This is a genomic window from Ligilactobacillus sp. LYQ60, assembly GCF_045033015.1.
GTDB lineage: Bacteria > Bacillota > Bacilli > Lactobacillales > Lactobacillaceae > Ligilactobacillus.
The window spans coordinates 1-20863 of sequence record NZ_JBJFZV010000007.1 but is presented as its reverse complement, the minus strand read 5'-3'; the positions used below and the strand labels follow the sequence as shown (position 1 = coordinate 20863).

The following is a 20863-nucleotide window of genomic DNA, read 5'->3' as shown; positions in this document are numbered from 1 at the left end:
ACCCTAGAAAGGAATTCCAATGAAACTCAACCAGTTTAGCCGGATTACCATCCCCCGCCAGCAACAACGGCAAGAATTAGAAACAATTCGCTTTATCAGTGATAAAACCATGAAGTTACCTCCCACCGCACTATGGGTGGACTTACTTGGGCGGGCATTTCCGGAGGCTCGCACCCCAGCCATGAAACAACAATTAATTGCCGGGTTACTAGCAACCCCCGAAGAATCGGTTTTGGAATACATTACCCACGCTGACGTCACCCCCACTAGTTTTTACCTGGTCGCCCTGCAACTACTGGGCTTCGAACCAGGCACCGACTTTGATGCAACCAAACCACTCATAGAAATGAAGGCGCTTGGCCTACCTGTCCACGAAAAGCTTCAGAATACAGCTGACCTACTCGAGTGCTGGTACGACCTCCTCGTTACCCAGACACCAACGGGGCAGCCGTTCATTGATGTTCTCGCAACACGGGGATACTTTACGCCATTTTACACCCTTCCTGCTACCCAAAAACCCGTCGTTTTTAACGGTAAGTCCATGCCCGTGTTCGATCCCGCAAAAATGATCAGGGAAGTCGTTTACGTCGAAGCCCCACTCGATACGGATCACGACGGCCAGCGCGATCTGCTTCGCGTTGAAATTATCCGCCCCGCTGAAACCGCAGCTGGCTTACAGGTTCCGGTCGTTTACACCGCCTCCCCGTACAATGAAGGAACCAATGATCAACTTGGAAAACGACTAACCCATAATGTGGATGTCCCGCTGAAACGCAGAACGCCCGACCATGCACCGCAACCGCACGCTCACCCAGAAAATACCCCGCTTCCTGCACCGCGGTCAGTGCACGCCACCACCAAAACGGCAGCCGCATCATTTACCGGCGAGTTTGCGTACACCCTCAACGAATACCTTCTTACCCGGGGCTTCGCTGTCGTTTACGCTGCTGGAATCGGTACCCGGGATTCAGCCGGACTCCGAACGTGTGGTTCCGCCGCTGAAACGCTAGCAGCCACCAGCGTCATCGAATGGTTAGGGGGAAAACGCACCGCCTTTACCGACCATGCCGCCACCACCGCCATTCAAGCATGGTGGAGTAACGGCAACGTTGCTATGACCGGAAAATCTTACCTAGGAACGCTTGCAACTGCCTGTGCGACAACGGGGGTACCCAACCTAAAAACAATCATCAGTGAGGCCGCCATTTCTAACTGGTACGATTACTACCGTGACGGGGGGCTTGTCATTGCCCCTGATGGTTTTCCCGGCGAAGACGCGGACGTACTCGCAGCCGAATGTTTCAGCCGAACTAAGCAAGCGGCTGACTTTCACCGTATCAACCCCCAGTTTGAAGAGGCGCTACAAAATATTTCCCGGGAAATGGACCGGGAAGGTGGTACCTACAACGCTTTTTGGGATGCTCGAAATTACCTCAACAACCTGCGCAACGTTACTGCTGATATTGTGATGGTTCACGGACTGAACGACTGGAACGTTAAGCTCCGCAACGTTTTTAACCTGTGGCACGGTCTCAAAGAACTTCCAGTTAAACAAAAACTAATCCTGCATCAGGGGCAACACATCTACATCAACAATTTCCAGTCACTGGACTTCAGTGCCATGATGAACTTGTGGCTGACGCATAAACTCTATGATGTTAATAACGGGGCGGAAACCGCCCTTCCCACCGTTTTAGTGCAGGATAATACGCAAGAAGAAACGTGGCATGCCGTTTCTGACTGGGACGGGACGGACTGTAACAAAACCACTTACTTTCCTACCCCGGACCACACGCTGGCTACCACCCCAGCTGCGGGGCAATTATCCTACACCGACCACCTCACGACTACCGCTTTTGCCCGCTACCGGACCAATATTCCAGGCTGGATGACAGACTTATTAACGGATAAACAGACCGCCATGACCCCGAACCGTCTCGTCTTTAAAACGCAGCCACTAGATCACGATATATTCCTCGAAGGACAACCCCAGGTGACCCTTCCGTTAGCCACCAGCCTTGACCACGGATTAGTTAGCGTTATGCTAGTCGATTATGGGGAGGCCCGGCGACTCAATACTATCCCGACTGTACTTAAACGCCGGGGAATCGAGCACGGTTTCCACCTTCGTGAAGAGGACCTCGTTGAATTTAAACTCGCTAAGAAGAAAACGCCGTTTAAGATGATTACCAAGGGCCACAGGAACCTTCAAAACCGGACCAATCTCTGGCAAACTGACGAACTAGTCGCTGGCACCACTTATCCGGTCACGTTTGCTCTTCAGCCGATGTTTTACCGGCTAAAGGCAGGTCACCAACTCGGGCTCGTGGTGTACGCCACTGACATGGGAATGACCATCCGGGGAAACGAACAGGTCACCTACACCCTCGACCTAACAGGCGCTCAACTAACGGTTCAATCCCGGCCAGCAATTTAAATATGGTAGAATTAAAGACAATAACATTAAAGGAGTGGACTTTATGCGTCAAGGAACAACAATCGTTACCCTCGATAACGGCTACCACATCTGGACCAACACCCAAGGTCACGGCGACATCAAGTTACTGTGCCTCCACGGGGGGCCTGGTGGGAACCACGAATACTGGGAAAACTTCGGCGAACAACTCGCCGATTTAGGCGTGCAGGTCACCATGTACGATCAACTTGGTTCATGGTACTCTGACCAACCTGATTACTCTGACCCAGCAATCGCCGATAAGTACCTTACCTACAACTACTATCTAGAAGAACTAGAAGAAATCCGGACAAAACTTGGGTTGGATAACTTCTACCTGATTGGACAATCATGGGGGGGCGCCCTTGCCATGATGTACGCCCTGAAATACGGTCAACACCTGAAGGGACTGATCGTTTCCAGCATGGTTGATAACATTGACGAATACGTCACCCATATTAACGAACTCCGGGAAAGAACGCTTCCTCCAGAAGCAGTTGCCTACATGAAGGAATGTGAGGAAAAAGATGACCTGGACAACGCCCGGTATCAAGGATACGTTGACGTCCTTAACCGTGAGTACGTTGACCGCAAACAACCGGAAGCTATCCGGCACTTAATTTCAACGATGGCTACCCCGGTATACAACGCCTTTCAGGGGAACAACGAATTCGTAATTACCGGTAAGTTGAAGTTATGGGACATCCGGGACCAACTCGGCCGGATCACGATGCCAACCCTGTTGACGTTTGGGGAACACGAAACAATGCCGCTGACAACAGCCAAACGGATGGCCAGAGACATTCCGCACGCCCGGCTGGAAACTACGCCGGGCGGGGGACACCACCACATGATTGACAACGCTCCGGTTTACTTCGCCCACCTCAAGAAGTTCTTGAGTGACGTAGAAACAGGTAACTTTAACGAATAAGAATAGGAAAAGTGGTTAGGTTCCGTGTGAACCTAACCACTTTTTTATATTGTTTTAATCTCGGTATCCGGACTATTTATGGTGTAATTATTCTCCTGGAGATTTTACTAGGGTGGGATTGATAACGGGCTAAATCGTCTTGCCCAAGCAGATCGCCGCTTCACGTTAATTAAGCAGAGCGTTATAAAATTAAACACCGTCAGACTAGATTCTGTCTTGTTTTCCGTACTTCCCGTCTGAAATTAAAATTATCCCAATTATTACGATTGGAAAAAAGTGCCAAACCAAATCTACCGAACCACAACAAAGGGAATATAGCAAAAAAGGCGAGCTATCCACCCGCCTAATTTATCTAAAACAACGTTTCAAATCACGCATCATTCAGCGCATCACGCGCTAATAGTAAGCACCCAGTAATCCCGGCATCATCACCCAACGCACAATGGACAATGTACTCATCTAGGGCCGGCGTCTTTAAGTAATTATTCAACTGCTCTGTAAATGACTGCCGAATTTTCGGGAAAAGGTGCTCTTGGTGCGCAACTCCACCGCCAAAGATAATCATTTCCGGCGATAAAATCGTTGTAAAGTCAACGCATGCTTGTGCTAAATAGTACGCCTCAATGTCCCACGCACGATCATTTTCCGGAATATCATATGCCTTCACGCCTCCTTGCCGGGCTTCAACAGCTGGGCCCGCGGTCAAGCCCTCCAGACAGTCGTGGTGGTAGGGGCAGTGCCCCTCGTAATGATCATCTGGATGCCGTCGCATAATAATGTGCCCCATTTCCGGGTGCCCGTATCCTTCCAGGATTTTACCGTTTACCACAGCGCCGCCGCCAACGCCGGTCCCAACGGTAAGGTACAAACAACTCGTCAAGCCCTTTGCTGCCCCGCACTTTAATTCACCGTAGGCCGCACCGTTAACGTCCGTTGTCCATCCGTATGGAACAGCAAACCGCTTTTTCATTTCACCAAGAAAATCATAATTTGCCCATCCTGGCTTAGGGGTTGTCGTAATGTACCCGTACGTCGCTGACTCCTTATTAATGTCAATCGGACCAAATGATGCTATTCCAATCGCATCAACCGGATTTTTTTCAAAGAAGGCAAACACCTCTGCCATCGTTTCTTCCGGAACGGTTGTTGGAATTTTGACCCGCTTTTCGACCGTTACGCGGTCATTTTCATCCGCCGTTCCAACAGCGCACACAAACTTCGTGCCGCCGGCTTCAATCGCACCGTACTTGATTGCCATCCTGCATCGTTCCTTTCACCTAAATAAATCGCTTTCTTTATCATTCTATCCGATTATTTCGTAAAAGAAAAGATTTCTGCTAAACGTTTAACAGAAATCTCTTCTCACCGAATTTATCCCTTGGGTTCCAAAATTCAGAACACGAATTATGCTACTTAGTTTGTTTGACTGGCAGTCCAACTCAACAGTTTATTTTTTTGCCTTCCTAATTGCTTTCCGAACAGCTTCCTTAACCGCCCTGCTTGAAGCAGAGGCTCCCGCCACCGCATCAACATCGTACGTATTTTCCGCTACCATCTTCTTAGGGAGCTCTTCAATGGCTTTTCGCCCAACATCGGCACTTTCCGAGTTTTGCAACACCTCTATCTGTTTAATCGTATCGTCTTCATAAGTTACCCGAACTACGGTTTCGCCCCCAATTCCGGCGTCGCTGACCCCGATGTACTGGTGATCACCAGTCGGGTATTGGTTTGTTACGTCTGTTAATAAATCGCTCTCCCCTAAATCAGCAGTAGTTGTTTCATTAACCATCACCAATGCATCATCTTTAGGCGAAGCTGCATTTTCACCCGCAATCTTCCCAAAGATCAGGCACTCCGCAAGGTTCCCGCCACCGTTATACATATTGGCATTGATCCCCCCAAATTCACCCGCACTGTATAAGTGCGGAATCGGTTCGCCACAGGCATCAAGTACCTCAGCCCGCGCGTTTCGCCGCGCGCCCCCTTGGGTATTCAACATTGCCGTTGCTAGCGGGGTTGCATAGTACGGCCCCTGTGCATCAAAAGTAGTCATTCCAGCGGCATCCCGGCCGAACGGGTCCACTCCCTTTTCAGCCGCTTCATTGAATTGCTTAATTGTCTTCTCCAAAACATCCGGATTCATTCCAATTTTAGCCGCAAGTTCCCGTAACGTATCTGCTTGGACGGTAATCTCAAAGAACGGTTCGTACGGCAAATGCTTCTGCTCAGCAATCACCGCTCGTTGTTTTTCGTCAAAAACTAAATACGGATGTTCATTTACAATTGGCATCCGCCATTCACCGTGTTGATAAACGTGCCCGTGCCGGCCATGTTCATCTTCCTTAAGGTACCGGCTCCCATCATCAGCGGCAATTAAAATACTTCCGGTTGATAACGCTGGCCACGGGTCTAAAATAAACCGCCCGCGAGGTTCAGCCGGGTTTTCAAACGTGAAACCGGCGCTAAAACCATACCCCTCGTAACTAGTCATGTGCCACAACCCGGCCCCGACTTCCTGAGCCATTCGCACCCCATCGCCGGTGTTATAGACGGTTCCCATTACCTTCAGTTTAGGTACTCCAATAAAGTTTTGAATCATTTCGGGATTATTTTCAAACCCGCCAAGCGTAAGAACGACGCCGTTCCGGGCACGGACATTAATCAACTGCCCATTCCGTTTTACCTGGACCCCTTCAACTACTTTAGTGTCTGGGTTTTGAATTAAGTGCTTAGCCGGTGATTCCAACCAAACATCAATCTTCTTGCTTCGTTTTTCAACCTGATGCCGAACCGTCTTCCATAACGTCGCGTCAAAGAAACCGTCATGCACCGTTGTTAGGTCAACGGTATCCGCGCCCGGAAATTCTGGATATTCCGGTGATAAATCGTTGGCAAATGCCTGCCAGTCCGGGTCACGGTGAATTTTGTTATAGCTTGCTGGTTCTTTAATCTCAAGATATTTCTGCATATATTCTGGAATATGGCACATTCCGTCAACGTAAGTGTCAAGCATCTCTTCGTTAATGTTAATCGGGCCATACATTGCCTTAAAATACTGCTTCATTTTCTTCGGGTCATGACCGGTCAAAACCACTTGTCCTGCATAGCGGGTGTTTCCCCCCTCGTGCCCTTTAGGTGCCTTATCAAGCAATAGTACCCTCGCACCATTATCCGCAGCAAACCGCGCAGCAGTGGCTCCTGCCGCGCCAAAACCAACAACAATCACATCATACGTTGCGGCATACGCCTGACTCTTCTTCAATTGCGTTGCCCCCTTTCTTGCACGCTGTTGCTGACAAAATTGAGTAAACTTTGTAAAACACTGTTCCAAAAATGCCACGGTGTTTTCATCCTTCAAGTTACCGTAGTCATCAAAAGCATCAGCGCCGTATGGCATTAAAAACTCACTACCAGGCATTACAACCGCATCAACACCGGGAGCATTCAAGATCTGCCGAAGGTGGTCCTGTGCCCGGGATGTTCCCTGAATTCCCAAAGACGTTCCTACAATCATTACCGGTTTCCCCGTGAGTGGGTGGACTTCCCATGAAAGCCACTCAATCAAACTTTTAAGGGCCGCTGGGATAGAATGATCATATTCCGGGGTAGCAATAATAATCCCGTCAGCAGCTTCAATCCGTTCTTCCAAATCATAGATAATTTCCGGGGTTTTTCGATTCTCCGTAAACAACGGAATGTTTGCGATCTCACATAACTGAATCGTTACTTTGTTTTCAAAGTGACGTTGCATAAATTCAAGTAATTTTCGGTTATATGACTCACTAGCATTCGTCCCCGCAAATGCTATTAACTGCACATTATCATCCCCTGGTGGTTAAAACTTTCACAATTAATTATTGCATGAAATCGATTCCAGTGAAATAATCTTTTTGACAATAAAAATATGCTATTTATGGCATAATCCAGCCAAAGGAGTCCCTTTTACCATGACCACCGATGAGCAACTTATTACCCTTCTCGAAACTATTCAAGGAACTGGCAGTATCTCTCGAACCGCCGCCCAGCTCTACCTAACGCAGCCAACAGTCAGCAAACTTCTCAAAAAATGCGAACACCAGCTCGGCGTCTTGCTGGTTGATCGGCACCACCATCCAGTGACGCTAACGACTGCCGGCCAATACTATCTCCAAGGAATCCGTAATCTTAACAATCACCGCCAACATATTCTCGCCCACCTCAAAACAATCGCCACGGCAGCCCCAAGTACCCTCACGCTAGGAATCAATCCTTCCCTTGCTGGGGTTATTCTCCCTCAAATTATCCCCGAATTCAGCCGCCATCATCCCACTACAACCATCCAATTAGTTGAACAGGCGCCCGCGACCCTGCTCCGCCTCCTGACCGCTAATAAAATTGATGCATACATCGGGATTAATCCCCCTCACCAACAACACATTACGGTGGATTTTCTATTTAGGGATACAATGGCTCTTGTTCTTCCTTCCTCATGGCAGATTACTACAACGGGAGCCGTGCCCGACATTGCCCCTCTAATTAGTGATCACCCGTTTATCCGTGAAAAAGAAACCTCTACTTTTGATCACCTCGTCACGAGCTATTTCGAGCGGTACGAAATTCACCCCCATACCATCCTAACTGCCGATAACATCGTCACTGCCCTGCAGCTCGCACGGGCTGGTCTAGGAGCAACGATTGTTCCCCATTCACTTTTAACCGCCCAAGACGCGCCAATTCGTGCCGTCTCCATCCCTGCCAGCAGTATGCAATTTACAACGGCTCTATGCATCAATCCAGAACATCAACACTCGGCGATCTTGACTACTTTTCACCGGTTTATTACTCGGAAATACCGCTAACGGGGCCGTAGTTTTACTCTTTAAGCTATGTATGATAGACTAGACGTGTTTACGCGGTGTTATCACCCGATTAAGTTACGTTCTTGTAACATTATGACAACGTTTCTGCAATGCACTTCGTGTATCATGGAGCATAGATAACGGGAAAAGAGTACTTATTAATTACGTCATTAATTTCTTAGGAGTGAATTTCTTGAAAAAAACAACAAAAACATTATTAGCCGGAACCGTTGGGGTTGCAGGAGCAATGCTCGTTACAACCGCAACGGCTAATGCCGATACCGTTCATAAGGTTGTTACTAACGATACGGTTTCCGGCCTTGCCCAGAAATACGGCGTTTCAATTCAATCAATCGAACAATTAAACAATATTAACAAACAAACTGGGATGATTTACCAGGGACAGGATTTGCAAATCCCAACAAAGAACGATACTGACAATGTTCAGAACTACACCGTTCAGGCGGGTGATTCTCTCTGGGCCATCGCCAACAAATTTGGGATGACCATCAGCCAATTACAGAAGCTGAACAACATTCCGGTTAACGACACGCTGATTCACCCAGGCCAAATCCTGAAGATTAGCGGTCATGCCGTTGTCGTTACTGCTACCGCAGCTCCTGCTCAGCAGGAGACAACACAACAACCGGCTGCTAGCCAACAGCAACCTGCTAATAATAACAACCAGGCACAGCAGTTAGCTAATGCTGTTGCGGCCCAAAAGGCTGCCGCTCAACAACAGGCTCAACCGCAGCAAGTTCAACAAAAGACGGTGCCAGCTAATGTTCAGCAGCAGGTTAGTGCAGCTAAGTCTTCATTAGACAACGCCAATGCTAAGCTGTCATCAGCAGAAAGTAATTTAGCACGCGTTAAGGCTGAGACTGCGAACATTAATTCTTCAAGCCAACCTGCTACTTCAAGTTCAGTAGTTGCACCACAGACGCAGGCAAACTACGCTGTACAGCAATCGCAATCGACGGCTTCCGTTCAACAATCAGCCCAGCAACCGGCAACGACTGTTCAGACCCAACAGCAGGTTAAACCGGCTGCTGTCGCTCAGGTTCCTGCACAAACACAAACAACACAGCAAAACAACAATGCCAATGCCGCTGCTCGTTCTGCCGCTGTTCAGCAGGCCCAACAACAAGTTAACCAAGCCCAACAGCAGGTTAATCAGGCCCAAGCAAACTACAATTCTATCGTTTCATACGCTGAATCCTTTGTTGGCACCCCATACGTATGGGGGGGAACTACGCCGGCTGGATTTGATTGCTCAGGCTTTACGCAGTACGTTTACGCTCACGAAGGTATTCACATTGGCCGGGTAACCACCCAGCAAGAAAATGCCGGGGCTCAGATTTCAGTTAGTCAGGCCCAGCCGGGAGATTTGCTTTTCTGGGGAGCAAAAGGCGCTACGTACCACGTTGGAATTTATGTTGGGAATGATAAGTTCATTGCTGCTCCGGAGCCGGGACAGTCTGTCTCAGTTCAAAGCATGCAATACTTCGAACCATCATTTGCCGTTCACGTTCGGTAATTCAATAGCGACTTCATAAACAACTAATCTTAAATATAACACCGAAGCAATGCTATTTGAGGGCATTGCTTCGGTGTTTATATGATGGAGTTTTAATTATAAAGGCGCAAAAAGGACGAAGTTAACGGAAATCCCGCTAACCTCGTCCTTTTACTTAATGTCTCCGTTAAGATTATTCTTTGCCATCCCCTTTCTTTTCCACACCCTTATCCTTCTTTGCCTTAGCCTGCCGTTCCTTAATAACTAGCTGACCATCTTCCATCACCGCTTCAAGGTGCTGAACGTCCAGGTGATCCAGGTAGTAGTCCGTTACCTTGTCCCGGATCTGCTGCTCAATTACCCGCCGCAGTGGCCGGGCACCCATCGCTTCGTCGTACCCTTGTTCAATCAAGTAGTCCTTGGCATCATCGTTGACGGTCAAATCCAGGTGTTTCTTAGCCAGCGTCGCATTAACGTCTGCTAACATGAGATCAACAATCTGCTTGAGATCGTCCTTTGTCAGGTGGGAGAACTCAACGATGGCATTAAACCGATTTAGGAATTCTGGCCGGAAGTACGGGGCTAACCGCTTCATCAGGTCAGCATCCTGCTTCTTGTCACCCGTCAACTCTTCGTTTCCAAACCCAGCGTTTGACGTTGCGATAATGACCGTGTTCTTAAAGTCAACGGTGTTTCCCTGGCCATCCGTCAACCGGCCATCATCCAGTACCTGCAGGAGTAGCGTGATTACCTGTGGATCAGCCTTTTCAATTTCATCCAGTAGGACAATTGAATACGGATTCCGCCGAACCTTTTCGGTTAGCGTGTTACCGTTGTCGTCATACCCAACGTATCCAGCCGTTGTTCCGATCAATTTAGAAACCGCCGTCCGGTCAGAATACTCAGACATGTCCAACCGAATAATCGCATCCTTATTGCCGAACATATCCAACGCCAACTGCTTTGCCAGTTCCGTCTTTCCAACTCCGGTTGGGCCAACGAACAGAAAACTCCCAATCGGCCGATTACCTTCATCAAACCCAGCCCGGTTCCGCCGAATTGCGCGGGCAACCGCATCGACCGCTTCGTCCTGGCCGATTACCTTACCCTTTAACCGGTCACCGATTCCCCGCAGGCGTTCAATATCGCTTGCGCCCATCTGAGAAACCGGAATGCCGGTTAACCGTTCAACGGCTTCCGCCACGTCGTTCACCGTTGCCGTTGTCTTCTTATCCTCCGAGTGCTGGTCAATCTGGGACTGCAACTCCTTGATTTGCTGCTTATCCTTCATGGCTTCTTCGTAGTCTTCCTTAGCGGCCGCATCCTTTTGCTTCTTGGCCAATTCTTTAATCTGACCTTCTAGTTCCTTCACATCAGCAACCGGGTTCTGCGCCGCAAGGTGCGCTGCCGTCATATCAAGCAGGTCAATCGCCTTATCTGGTAAACTCCGCTGCGGGATGTACTGGATTGAGTAATCAACCGCTGCCTTTAAAACATCATCCGGCAGTTCAACGTTATGGTGCTTCTCGTACAACTTACGGATTCCCTGCAGAATCTTAAACGTGTCCGCTGCACTCGGTGCATTAACCGTAACCGCGTTAAACCGCCGTGCAAGGGCTGCGTCCTTCATAATAGTATTCCGGTACTCATCCTGGGTCGTTGCCCCAATAACGGTCACTTCACCCCGGGATAATGCCGGCTTTAAGATATCAGCCAAGCCCTTCGAACCGTTCCCGTCGCCGGTACTCCCAGCACCAAGAATCTGATGAATTTCATCTAAGAAGAGGATTACATTGCCCCGTTTCTTTACTTCATCAATTAACCGCTGAACGTTTTCTTCAAACGCTCCCCGGAACTGAGTCCCTGCCTCTAAACCAGAAATATCTATGCTGATAATTTCCTTATTTTTAATGGCTGCCGGAACGTTACCCGCGACAATCGCCTGAGCCAAGCCTTCAACCACAGCCGTTTTCCCAACCCCGGCATCACCAACCAATACTGGGTTATTCTTCGTCCGCCGAGAAAGGATTTCACTCGTTTCCTGGATTTCCTTGTTCCGCCCAATTACCGGATCAAGGTTTCCTTGCCGGGCTTCTTCCGTTAGGTTACGGCCAAGCTTATCCAGAAGCGAATCCTTCCCATTTGCTTGCCCGCGCTTAGCGGCTTGCTGTGGAGCAACCTCATCCGGTAGCTTCCCGGTTTTCCGGTACTCTGCGAACTGTTCTGGGGTTAACTCCCGCCCGTTTACCAGATAATGCCGTTCTGAATTCATTCCGTTCATCCCGCCCATTAACTGGTTAAAGATACTATTCATGTCATCGTCAAATGGATCTACTGGAATCCTAGCCATAACACATTCCTCCTTCTTATATTTTCTAATTCTTACGGTATTTATTTAACGGCAAAAGCCCATCAACCTGCTCGTGCATGCTAACGGACTTCCAACTACGCTTACCCTTCATCATCGTCCCGTAAGTAGTGTTCTTCAAGCTCCCGAAGAACTTCCCACATTCGTTTATGCTGAGCCTGAGCAAGTGCATCGAGATCCCGAAGATTCAGCGACGTCGCACTGGACTGCTGCTTATTGAACGACTTATGCAAGGTCGTGTAGCCGTAGCCTGATTCCTTCGACACCCGGTAAATCGTTAATTGGTTTGCACCGAGATATGCCTTGATGTCGATTTTCATCGCCATCACTTCCTTACGCTTCTTAGTATACTACTTTTGTAGTATATGACAAGTGTAAACTACCAAAAAAGTGGAATAAATTTGTCGTAACCGTTGCATACCGCAACTACTTACTAACAATTAACAAAAGCGTTACAATTAATTTGGAAAGCATTTCATTAATTCTAAGGAGGTCTTTCACATGATAAATGATTTGTTTTTCAAGGAAGTACTGAAACATTCGTTTAACTACCCGGTAAAGGTTAAGTTTGCCGACGGAAAGACGGAACAGTACGGCGGTGATGGGACGCCTGAAGCAACCATCACCTTTAACGGTAAAATCTCAATTCCTGACCTCATCAAAAATGCTTCGCTCTGCTTAGGCGAAGCCTACATGAACAAAACCGTTGACGTTGATGGCTCACTTCAACGACTACTAGTTTCTGCTTATGAATCAGCAGGCAGTTTCATGACCAATTCTAAGATCAAGAACCTTTTACCCAAAAAACAAACTCACTCGGTTAAGGATAACAAGGCAGACATCGCTGCCCACTATGACATTGGGAATACCTTTTATAAGATGTGGCTTGACCCAACGATGACATATTCATGTGCCTACTTTAAGCATCCTGACGATACCCTCGAACAGGCTCAAATGAACAAGGTCATGCACATTCTCCACAAACTCCATCCCAAGCAAGGGGAAACGCTCCTTGATATTGGATGTGGTTGGGGAACACTGATGCTCACAGCCGCTAAGAAATACGACATGAAAGTCACCGGGATTACCCTTAGTGAGGAACAATACCACTACGTCCAACAGCAAATTAAGAGCCAGGGGCTCGAAGGTCAAGCAGAAATCCTCCTTGAAGATTACCGGAAGTTAAAGCACTCCCCGTTTGACTATGTAGTCAGCGTCGGCATGTTTGAGCACGTTGGCGAAGAAAACCTGGCAGAATACTTTCAACTGATTAGTCAGTTTCTTAAGGATGGTGGGACCGCCCTCATCCATGGAATTACCCGCCAACAAGGTGGTGCCTATAACGCCTGGCTCAATAAATATATCTTCCCGGGCGGTTATATTCCGGGAGTGGTCGAAAACATCGACCATATCATCAACGCTAACCTCCAAATTGCTGACCTCGAAAGTTTACGGCGACACTACCAAAAGACACTTGAAATTTGGGACAAAAACTTTAACGCCCACCGGCAAGAAGTTGAGCAAATGTTTGACGAACGCTTTGCCCGAATGTGGGATCTCTACCTTCAAGCCTGTGCAGCCGTCTTCCAAGTGGGGAATGTAGACGTCATGCAGTATCTGCTAACTAAGGGGCCAAGCGGTGCTGGATTGCCAATAACACGGGACTACGTCTACAAGGACGAACAGTAACCTTTATCCAGGGCATTGAAAACAAAAAATCCGGAGAACCAGTTGGTTCCCCGGATTTTTCATTTAACCACACTTCGAAGAACGTGCGGTTATTCCTTAACCGTAACGGCAATTAACTGATCGCCATGTTCCACCTTTGATTCGGTGATTCGATCAACGGCAGCATAACTGGCAGTATTAGTAATAACCACCATCACCGTTGGATCAAGCCCGGCATCCTTTACCTGCTGGACATCAACCGTCCCCAGTTTATCTCCTTTCTTAACGTGCTGCCCCTGCTTAACAAATGATTCAAACGGGGCACCCTTCAGGTTAACGGTATCAATCCCGATATGAATCAATACTTCCGCACCGTTATCAGACTTCAAACCGTAAGCGTGTTTCGTTTCGTATGCAATCGTAATTTCACCATCAACTGGCGCATAGATTGTTCCATCACTTGGAACAACAGCAGCCCCGTTCCCCATCATTAACGTGGAGAAGACCTCGTCGTTAACATCACTTAGACTTTCAGACTTCCCGGTAACCGGAGAAGCAATGATTTCATCGTTCAGGCTTAATTCTTCCTCAGCAACCTGTTCTGCCTTGGCATCAACCGCAGCGGCTTCGTCAGCAGAAACGGCCGTAACGCTTTCTTGAACCGTCGCACTAGCCGGGTTAACCTGGTCGATATGCTTCTTCCCGTATATAAAGGTGATGATAAAGGCAACGACAAAACTAAGTAATTCACACCCAACGTAGAACGGTAACGTTAACCGAGACGCAATGTGTAGTGATAGGAACCCTAAGAATCCAGCAGAACCAAGGGAAGCAGCGCCTAACTTGCACAGTCCAGCGACAAACGATGCCACACATGAACCAACTAAAGCACAGAAGAACGGAAACTTAAACTTCAGGTTAACCCCAAAGATGGCCGGTTCCGTAATCCCCAGTAAAGCAGAAACACCGGCCGATGAAGTCAAACTCTTCATTTTGCTGTCCTTAGTTAACCGCCAGATTGCAAAGGTCGCCGCTCCCTGAGCAACGTTAGCCATAGAAGCAACGATAAAGATGAAATCTCCCACTCCCTTACCATGCTGTAAAGCAGTAATTAATTGGGTTTCAATGGCCGGGAAACTTTGGTGCAGCCCAGTCAGCACAATCGGTGAATAGCAAGCCCCAAAGATTCCCATCCCAATCGCTCCAGTCATGTGGTACAGCCAAACGATGAAGTCGGTCAGGTACTCAGAAACGGCCCGCATAACCGGTCCAATCAAAACAAATGTCAGAAAACCGGTAATAATAACGGACAATAACGGGGTAAACGTAAAGTCCACTGCTTCTGGTAAATGCTTGTGAAAGAACTTCTCTAGAATGGACAGAACCCACACAGCCGCCAATACCGGGATAACCTGGTATGTGTACGGCGTCTGGGAAACGTGCATCCCAAACAGAACCCACGAATGTCCTGCAATCAAACTCGGGGACGTCATCATCATCCCGATCATTCCACCAAGGAACCGGTTAGCCCCAAACCGCTTAGCGGCGGCAAACCCAACTAAGATTGGCAAGAAGATGAACGGTGCTGACGCCATGACCTGAATCATGTTTGAAATTGGCTTAAGCCACGGCACCATCGTAACAACAGCTTGGGGGCCGAAGAGTCCCTTTGACGTAATGAAGTTGTTTAACGCCATCATAAGCCCGCCGGCAACCAATGCTGGAATTAACGGAACAAAGATGTCAGACAATAGCTTAACAAATGCCATAATTGGATTAACGTGCTTTCCCTTAGCAGCAATCTGCTTTAAGTCATCAGTTGATGCCTGTTGCACCCCTGTCTGCTTAACCATTTCATCGTAAACGTTATTAACATCACCGGGGCCAATAATAATCTGAAACTGTCCGTTCGTGCTGAACGTCCCCTTAACCCCGTCGTTATTATCCAAAGCTGCCTGATCAACCTTGGATTCATCCTTTAAGACCAACCGTAGCCGGGTTGCACAGTGGGCAGCGGCAACGATGTTGTCTTCGCCAACCGCCTTGACGACGTCAGCAGCGACCTTCTTGTGATCCATGGCAAACACTCCTTTACCGTAAATAATAATTGCAATGGAAACGTTTTTATAACTTCCAAGCTCTATTATCCAGCTTTTTACCCGTATGTCAAACGCTTATCATACAAAAAGCCGTTTTTATCCTTCTTTTTTAAACATGAAAGGATAACATGACATACGTTTGACACAAAAACTGCTGCTCGCTAGAATGGTGGTAGATAACGTTTTCAAGGAGGATTACTAATGGAATGGACGCGAGAACGCCGGTATTTACCTTACGCTGATTGGGACGCCCAAACACTACTTCAATTGCAGGCAAAGACGGCTCGGTCACAGTATCAGTTGCATTACCACATTCATCCCCAGTCAGGACTTCTAAATGATCCCAATGGTTTTTCATACTTTAACGGGGAATGGCACATTTTTTATCAGTCATATCCCTTCGGCCCGGTTCACGGGTTAAAGTCGTGGGTTCACCTCACATCGTCTGACCTCGTTCACTGGGAAAACCAAGGACTCGCCCTCGCGCCTGATACACCATACGATAGTCACGGAGCGTATTCCGGTTCAGCAATGGTCGTCGGCGACCAACTAATGCTAATGTACACGGGAAACCACCGGAACGATAAATGGGTTCGAACCCCATACCAATTAGGAGCAATGATGGCCCCAGACGGAACCATCACCAAGCTTCCAGCCCCGTTAATCATCCCTCCTGACCATGTCACCGAACATTTCCGTGATCCGCAGCTAGTTAAGCAAGGAGACACCTATTATGCCATCATCGGGGCGCAAGATAAGCAAACCTTAACCGGACAAGTGGCGGTCTATTCATCCCCCGACCTCCATGAATGGCGTGATCTAGGATACCTTCAGTTTAGTAAAGACGACATGGGATACATGATTGAATGTCCGAACCTTGTTTGGGTTGACGGACACCCCGTTTTTATTTTCTGCCCGCAAGGACTCGCCCAAGAAATCCAACATTACGCCAATATTTATCCAAACATGTATCTCGTTGGTGATGACTGTGACCTCACTACCCCGGCAATTACCGGTGCTACTTCGCCAACCAACCTTGACGACGGCTTTGACGTGTATGCTTCTCAGGCATTTAATGCCCCGGACGGAAATACGTACATGATTAGCTGGGTTGGCCTTCCCGATTGCACCTACCCAACGGATGAAGAAGGCTGGGCTAATTGTCTTAGCCAGGTAAAGGAGCTCCACATGACACCCGCGGGGGAATTAATCCAGCAACCAGTGGCTGCAATGAAAAGTCTCCGAGGGGATGAACAAACGTTGAACGGTACAATTTCCCAGGAAATTACCCCGTTGATTGCTGATGTTGGTAGCCAATACGAACTTCACCTGCATTTTGATGCCCCAACTCAAGGAACCCTTTTTCTCGCAGGCAATGCAAACTGTACCCATGCCATCCAGCTCCATTTTGATACCACCACCGGGAAACTAACGCTTGACCGTGGTCAGGCCGGAAAGGCAGTCAACCCAAAATATGGGACAACCCGGACAATCACCCTTGCAGCAAACGCCAACCTAGATCTGGACGTCTTCATTGACGCTTCACTGGGTGAAATCTTTATTAATGGTGGCCGGCGTGTTATGACCTTCCGGTTCTTCCAGGAACCAACTGCTACAACAGTGGCACTTTTGGGGAGCGGCCATTTTACCGGTAAATACTGGCCGCTTGCGTTATAATTACCAGCTTGATTATGACTGAAGTACGCCTATTAGGGGGGAATGAACCATGCACCGTCCAACATTGAAAGACGTTGCCCGGGAAGCACAGTGCTCAGTTACGACCGTTTCCCGGGTAATCAATAACTACGGTTACCTTAGCGAAAAAACAATTAATGCGGTCCATGCCGCAATGAAAAAACTGAACTACCAGCCCAACTCCTTGGCCCGCTCTCTTCAAGGAAAACGAACCCACCTAATTGGCGTAATTGTTCCGTCAATTACGAACCCGTTTTTTGCCGAACTTGTCGAGGAAATTGAAAACGAACTGCTCCGTAACAACTACAAAATGATTCTGTGTAACAGTGTAACAAATAAGGAAAAAGAGCGCGCTTACCTCCGGATGCTGATTGCTAATCAGGTGGACGGGGTAATTGCCGGGGCCCACAACCTTGGCATTGGGGAGTACCAACGTACGGGATTACCGATTGTTTCTTTCGACCGGCAGTTAGCCCCCCATATCCCCATCGTGTCGTCCGATAATTACCAGGGAATGGTTTATGCAACTCGAGCCATGTACCAGACCGGTGCCCGGCATATTTATTTCCTGGGAAATCCCCACGATGAAGCTAATCCGACCATCCAACGCCTCCACGGATACCAGGATACGGTGCGTGCGCTTAGACTCCATTCCCACATTTATCCGGTTCGGTTTGATGATTCACCCGCAGTCAAAAAACTAACAATTAAAGACATGCTAACTAATCATCATCCTGATGCGGTAGTGTGCACGGACGACTTAACCGCACTCTTAGTTCTTCAAACGGCCCGGGAACTTCATATTGACGTTCCAGCCGCCTTACGGGTAAGCGGGTTTGATGGTACACAGCTAATTCAAAACTACTATCCGGAATTACCGACAGTTATTCAGCCAACGCGTGACCTTGCTGCGGTGCTTGTTAATTTCCTAAAACAACGGATTGAAACCCCAGACAAACCCGTAACTGAATCGCCGTGTATTCTCCCGGTTACGTTTCGCGGGGGAAACCTTACAAATTAATTATGAATAAACAAAAAGCGCGTTAAGGAGCTTCCAACCCCTTAACGCGTTTTTCAATTCTAATAAAAGGAGCAACTGAATGCTGTATTACTTTTGGTACATCCGTCCCTTTTCTAAAATCCATTTAATTCCCGTAAAGCGGTGTAAATCGGCCGTCCTCCTAGCCAATCATTGACCAGGTATGCGACTAACGTGACAACAATCAAAGGCATCATGTGTTTAATACTTCCGACCATTTCAGAAATAAGCACCACCGCGGTAAATGGTGCCTTTTCAATCGCACCAAAGTACGCCGCCATCGCATAAATTACGATGTTTAAGAAGTACCCTGAGGCAAGTAGTCCCATGTGGACCATCACGCTTGCGTATAAACCGCCCGCCGTTGCCCCAAGAACCAGGATTGGCATGAAAATCCCTCCTGGGACAGATGCACCGTATGAAACCATCGAAAAAACAAACCGAATAATTAGAAGGAGAAGCAAGATTCCCACCCCAGACATCCTGTTCATAATATACGTACTAAAGTGGGGGCTGGTAATATCAAGAATAAAGTTATGGCTTCCCCCGAGCATTTTACAATAATATAACCCCAGCGGAATTACCAATAAAAGCGGGACAACGCAGTGCCAAGGTCGGGGAATGATTTTTAACTTTCCGTACCAATGAGGTAAACTTAAAATCACCCACTGGTAGAGAAAAGCAAAGAACCCAAGAATCAACCCTAACAGAATTAATTGCCAATATTGCGCTAGCGGGACACTAAAATCATAAATTAAGTGTAGGCTAGGAGTTAACCCAAAGAAGATAAGCGTTACTATGTCAGAAACAATTGCAGCGGTCAGGGCCGCTAACCAAACGACCGTGGAAAAGTCCTGGGTAATTTCTTCAATCAAAAATAACGCACCGGCGAGCGGAGCGCTAAACGCTGCAGAAAGCCCCGCAGCAACTCCACTAGCAATCAACGTATTTCGCTCCTGTTTTGTGCTAGGAAACAGATCATCCGCTACTCCCTGAGCAACGCACGCTCCCATTTGAATACACGGACCCTCTCGCCCAAGAAACAATCCCGGACAAATCGCCATAAGGCCTCCTACAAACTTCCGCCAAAGAACCGGCCACCACTTAATCTCAAGCGTTCCGTCAAGAATCGCCTCTGTCTGAGGGACCCCAGAACCCGTAATATTACGCAATTGCGGTCGAATAATAAATCCTAGGATTAACGCTAAGATGAGGGTTACAATTACATATCCGATAATAGTTACCGGATGGTGAAGCATGTACGGGTAAATTAAGTACAACCAACTCATTGTATGGTCAATAATCAACCGAAAAATACTAACGATTAATCCCGTTATTGCGCCCACTACCGCACTCTTTACAATCAAAATGAAGTTCTTCGTTTGAAATGCTGGTTGAAGAACTTCCTTTACACTTTCCAATTGGATCTCGCTTCTTTCCCCTTCGCTTTACTTTTATTATATGATTATCATCGTAAAAATTGAAATTTCCCCTACACTACCGCCGTTTACCCGAATAATTATAAATCGTTGTCAATTTGCGTAACTTTACGTATTCTAATACTAAACAAGGAAGGAGAGAGAATAATGACAAACGTCCTGTTTGTATGCTTAGGAAATATTTGTCGGTCACCCATGGCAGAAGCAATGATGCATAATCTTGTGGATCAAGCCCACCTTACGTCTCAAATTACGGTCGATTCAGCCGGGACAAGTGCTCAGGTAGGAAGTCAGCCCCACGAGGGAACTAAACAAATTTTAACGGCTCATCATATTCCGATGACTGGGTTAATTTCACGCCAAATTATTCCCCAAGACTTTACTACTAATGACTACATTATCGGAATGGATGCCATGAATTTACGGGATCTTCGCGCAATTGCTCCTCAAGGAACAGCCGGTAAAATTTACGGAATTAATGATGTTTTACCGAATAAGAAGGGCCAACCAATTGTTGATCCGTGGTATACGCACAACTTCAAAGCAACATACAATGATTTATGTGCGGCGCTTCCAGTATGGTTAACACTTATCCAAAAACAGTAATAAACAAATAAAAAAGGAGTTCTTATTAGAACTCCTCTTTTTCACCGCACGGCGACGTCCTACCCTCACAGGGGGCGGTCCCCCAACTACTCTCGGCGCGCTGAAGCTTAACTACTGTGTTCGGCATGGGAACAGGTGTATCCTTCAGGCCATCATCACCGCACTCTTTCCTTAAGAGAACTTCGTTCTCTCAAAACTAGCTAACAATT

Annotated in this window: 14 protein-coding genes and 1 rRNA gene; 8 read left to right on the top strand and 7 right to left on the bottom strand. The window is 47.7% G+C overall.

Going from position 1 to position 20863, the window contains the following annotated elements; translation table 11 throughout:
* Positions 1-19 precede the first annotated feature (19 nt).
* Positions 20-2437: a Xaa-Pro dipeptidyl-peptidase gene (locus ACI3EZ_RS06525; RefSeq protein WP_405025888.1), complete on the top strand. Its 2418-nt coding sequence runs from the start codon at positions 20-22 to the stop codon at positions 2435-2437.
* Positions 2438-2480: 43 nt separating this feature from the next.
* Positions 2481-3386, top strand: a complete 906-nt coding sequence (locus tag ACI3EZ_RS06520; protein WP_405025887.1) for a proline-specific peptidase family protein — start codon at positions 2481-2483, stop codon at positions 3384-3386.
* Between the two features lie 370 nt (positions 3387-3756).
* Here the strand turns inward: ACI3EZ_RS06520 and ACI3EZ_RS06515 are convergent, their stop codons facing one another.
* Complete coding sequence (locus tag ACI3EZ_RS06515) at positions 3757-4644, bottom strand: ROK family protein (RefSeq protein ID WP_405024730.1); 888 nt, start codon at positions 4642-4644, stop codon at positions 3757-3759.
* A 189-nt stretch (positions 4645-4833) separates the two neighbouring features.
* Positions 4834-7203: an FAD-dependent oxidoreductase gene (locus ACI3EZ_RS06510; protein WP_405025886.1), complete on the bottom strand. Its 2370-nt coding sequence runs from the start codon at positions 7201-7203 to the stop codon at positions 4834-4836.
* 130 nt (positions 7204-7333) lie between these two features.
* Here ACI3EZ_RS06510 and ACI3EZ_RS06505 point away from each other — a divergent pair, with 130 nt between their 5' ends.
* The gene (locus ACI3EZ_RS06505) at positions 7334-8224 is read left to right on the top strand and encodes a LysR family transcriptional regulator (RefSeq protein WP_405025885.1); all 891 of its coding nucleotides are present in this window, start codon (positions 7334-7336) and stop codon (positions 8222-8224) included.
* A gap of 193 nt (positions 8225-8417) precedes the next feature.
* Positions 8418-9761: an NlpC/P60 family protein gene (locus tag ACI3EZ_RS06500; RefSeq protein WP_405025884.1), complete on the top strand. Its 1344-nt coding sequence runs from the start codon at positions 8418-8420 to the stop codon at positions 9759-9761.
* 172 nt (positions 9762-9933) lie between these two features.
* Here ACI3EZ_RS06500 and ACI3EZ_RS06495 read toward each other — a convergent pair whose 3' ends face one another.
* Together ACI3EZ_RS06495 and ACI3EZ_RS06490 are read right to left on the bottom strand one after the other, a co-directional pair.
* A complete protein-coding gene (locus tag ACI3EZ_RS06495; protein ID WP_405025883.1) occupies positions 9934-12090 on the bottom strand; it encodes an ATP-dependent Clp protease ATP-binding subunit in 2157 nt (718 codons plus the stop codon).
* A gap of 101 nt (positions 12091-12191) precedes the next feature.
* A complete protein-coding gene (locus ACI3EZ_RS06490; protein ID WP_283582398.1) occupies positions 12192-12428 on the bottom strand; it encodes a transcriptional regulator in 237 nt (78 codons plus the stop codon).
* A gap of 181 nt (positions 12429-12609) precedes the next feature.
* Here ACI3EZ_RS06490 and ACI3EZ_RS06485 point away from each other — a divergent pair, with 181 nt between their 5' ends.
* Positions 12610-13797 carry a class I SAM-dependent methyltransferase gene (locus ACI3EZ_RS06485; protein WP_405025882.1) on the top strand — a complete coding sequence of 396 codons (1188 nt, stop codon included), beginning with the start codon at positions 12610-12612 and terminating at the stop codon, positions 13795-13797.
* A gap of 89 nt (positions 13798-13886) precedes the next feature.
* Here ACI3EZ_RS06485 and ACI3EZ_RS06480 read toward each other — a convergent pair whose 3' ends face one another.
* On the bottom strand, positions 13887-15854 hold the full coding sequence (locus tag ACI3EZ_RS06480; RefSeq protein WP_405025881.1) for a sucrose-specific PTS transporter subunit IIBC: 1968 nt from the start codon (positions 15852-15854) through the stop codon (positions 13887-13889).
* A gap of 222 nt (positions 15855-16076) precedes the next feature.
* Here ACI3EZ_RS06480 and ACI3EZ_RS06475 point away from each other — a divergent pair, with 222 nt between their 5' ends.
* Together ACI3EZ_RS06475 and ACI3EZ_RS06470 are read left to right on the top strand one after the other, a co-directional pair.
* Complete coding sequence (locus ACI3EZ_RS06475) at positions 16077-17552, top strand: sucrose-6-phosphate hydrolase (RefSeq protein WP_405025880.1); 1476 nt, start codon at positions 16077-16079, stop codon at positions 17550-17552.
* Between the two features lie 49 nt (positions 17553-17601).
* Positions 17602-18591, top strand: a complete 990-nt coding sequence (locus ACI3EZ_RS06470) for a LacI family DNA-binding transcriptional regulator (protein WP_405024747.1) — start codon at positions 17602-17604, stop codon at positions 18589-18591.
* A 113-nt stretch (positions 18592-18704) separates the two neighbouring features.
* On the opposite strand, the gene ACI3EZ_RS06465 is transcribed toward ACI3EZ_RS06470, so the two are convergent.
* Positions 18705-20030, bottom strand: coding sequence for a ClC family H(+)/Cl(-) exchange transporter (locus ACI3EZ_RS06465; RefSeq protein ID WP_405025879.1), 1326 nt, complete (start codon positions 20028-20030; stop codon positions 18705-18707).
* A gap of 165 nt (positions 20031-20195) precedes the next feature.
* On the opposite strand from ACI3EZ_RS06465, the gene ACI3EZ_RS06460 reads away from it, so the two are divergent.
* Positions 20196-20654: a low molecular weight protein-tyrosine-phosphatase gene (locus ACI3EZ_RS06460; protein ID WP_405025878.1), complete on the top strand. Its 459-nt coding sequence runs from the start codon at positions 20196-20198 to the stop codon at positions 20652-20654.
* 46 nt (positions 20655-20700) lie between these two features.
* Here the strand turns inward: ACI3EZ_RS06460 and rrf are convergent.
* Positions 20701-20817: ribosomal RNA gene (gene rrf / locus ACI3EZ_RS06455) — 5S ribosomal RNA — on the bottom strand.
* Between the last annotated feature and the right edge of the window lie 46 nt (positions 20818-20863).

Excerpts from the sequence above, each read along its gene's own strand:
- ACI3EZ_RS06525 (WP_405025888.1), top strand. The coding sequence starts at position 20 with ATGAAACTCAACCAGTTTAGCCGGATTACCATCCCCCGCCAGCAACAA.
- ACI3EZ_RS06520 (WP_405025887.1), top strand. The coding sequence starts at position 2,481 with ATGCGTCAAGGAACAACAATCGTTACCCTCGATAACGGCTACCACATC.
- ACI3EZ_RS06515 (WP_405024730.1), bottom strand. The coding sequence starts at position 4,644 with ATGGCAATCAAGTACGGTGCGATTGAAGCCGGCGGCACGAAGTTTGTG.
- ACI3EZ_RS06505 (WP_405025885.1), top strand. The coding sequence starts at position 7,334 with ATGACCACCGATGAGCAACTTATTACCCTTCTCGAAACTATTCAAGGA.
- ACI3EZ_RS06495 (WP_405025883.1), bottom strand. The coding sequence starts at position 12,090 with ATGGCTAGGATTCCAGTAGATCCATTTGACGATGACATGAATAGTATC.
- ACI3EZ_RS06490 (WP_283582398.1), bottom strand. The coding sequence starts at position 12,428 with ATGAAAATCGACATCAAGGCATATCTCGGTGCAAACCAATTAACGATT.
- ACI3EZ_RS06485 (WP_405025882.1), top strand. The coding sequence starts at position 12,610 with ATGATAAATGATTTGTTTTTCAAGGAAGTACTGAAACATTCGTTTAAC.
- ACI3EZ_RS06480 (WP_405025881.1), bottom strand. The coding sequence starts at position 15,854 with ATGGATCACAAGAAGGTCGCTGCTGACGTCGTCAAGGCGGTTGGCGAA.
- ACI3EZ_RS06475 (WP_405025880.1), top strand. The coding sequence starts at position 16,077 with ATGGAATGGACGCGAGAACGCCGGTATTTACCTTACGCTGATTGGGAC.
- ACI3EZ_RS06470 (WP_405024747.1), top strand. The coding sequence starts at position 17,602 with ATGCACCGTCCAACATTGAAAGACGTTGCCCGGGAAGCACAGTGCTCA.
- ACI3EZ_RS06460 (WP_405025878.1), top strand. The coding sequence starts at position 20,196 with ATGACAAACGTCCTGTTTGTATGCTTAGGAAATATTTGTCGGTCACCC.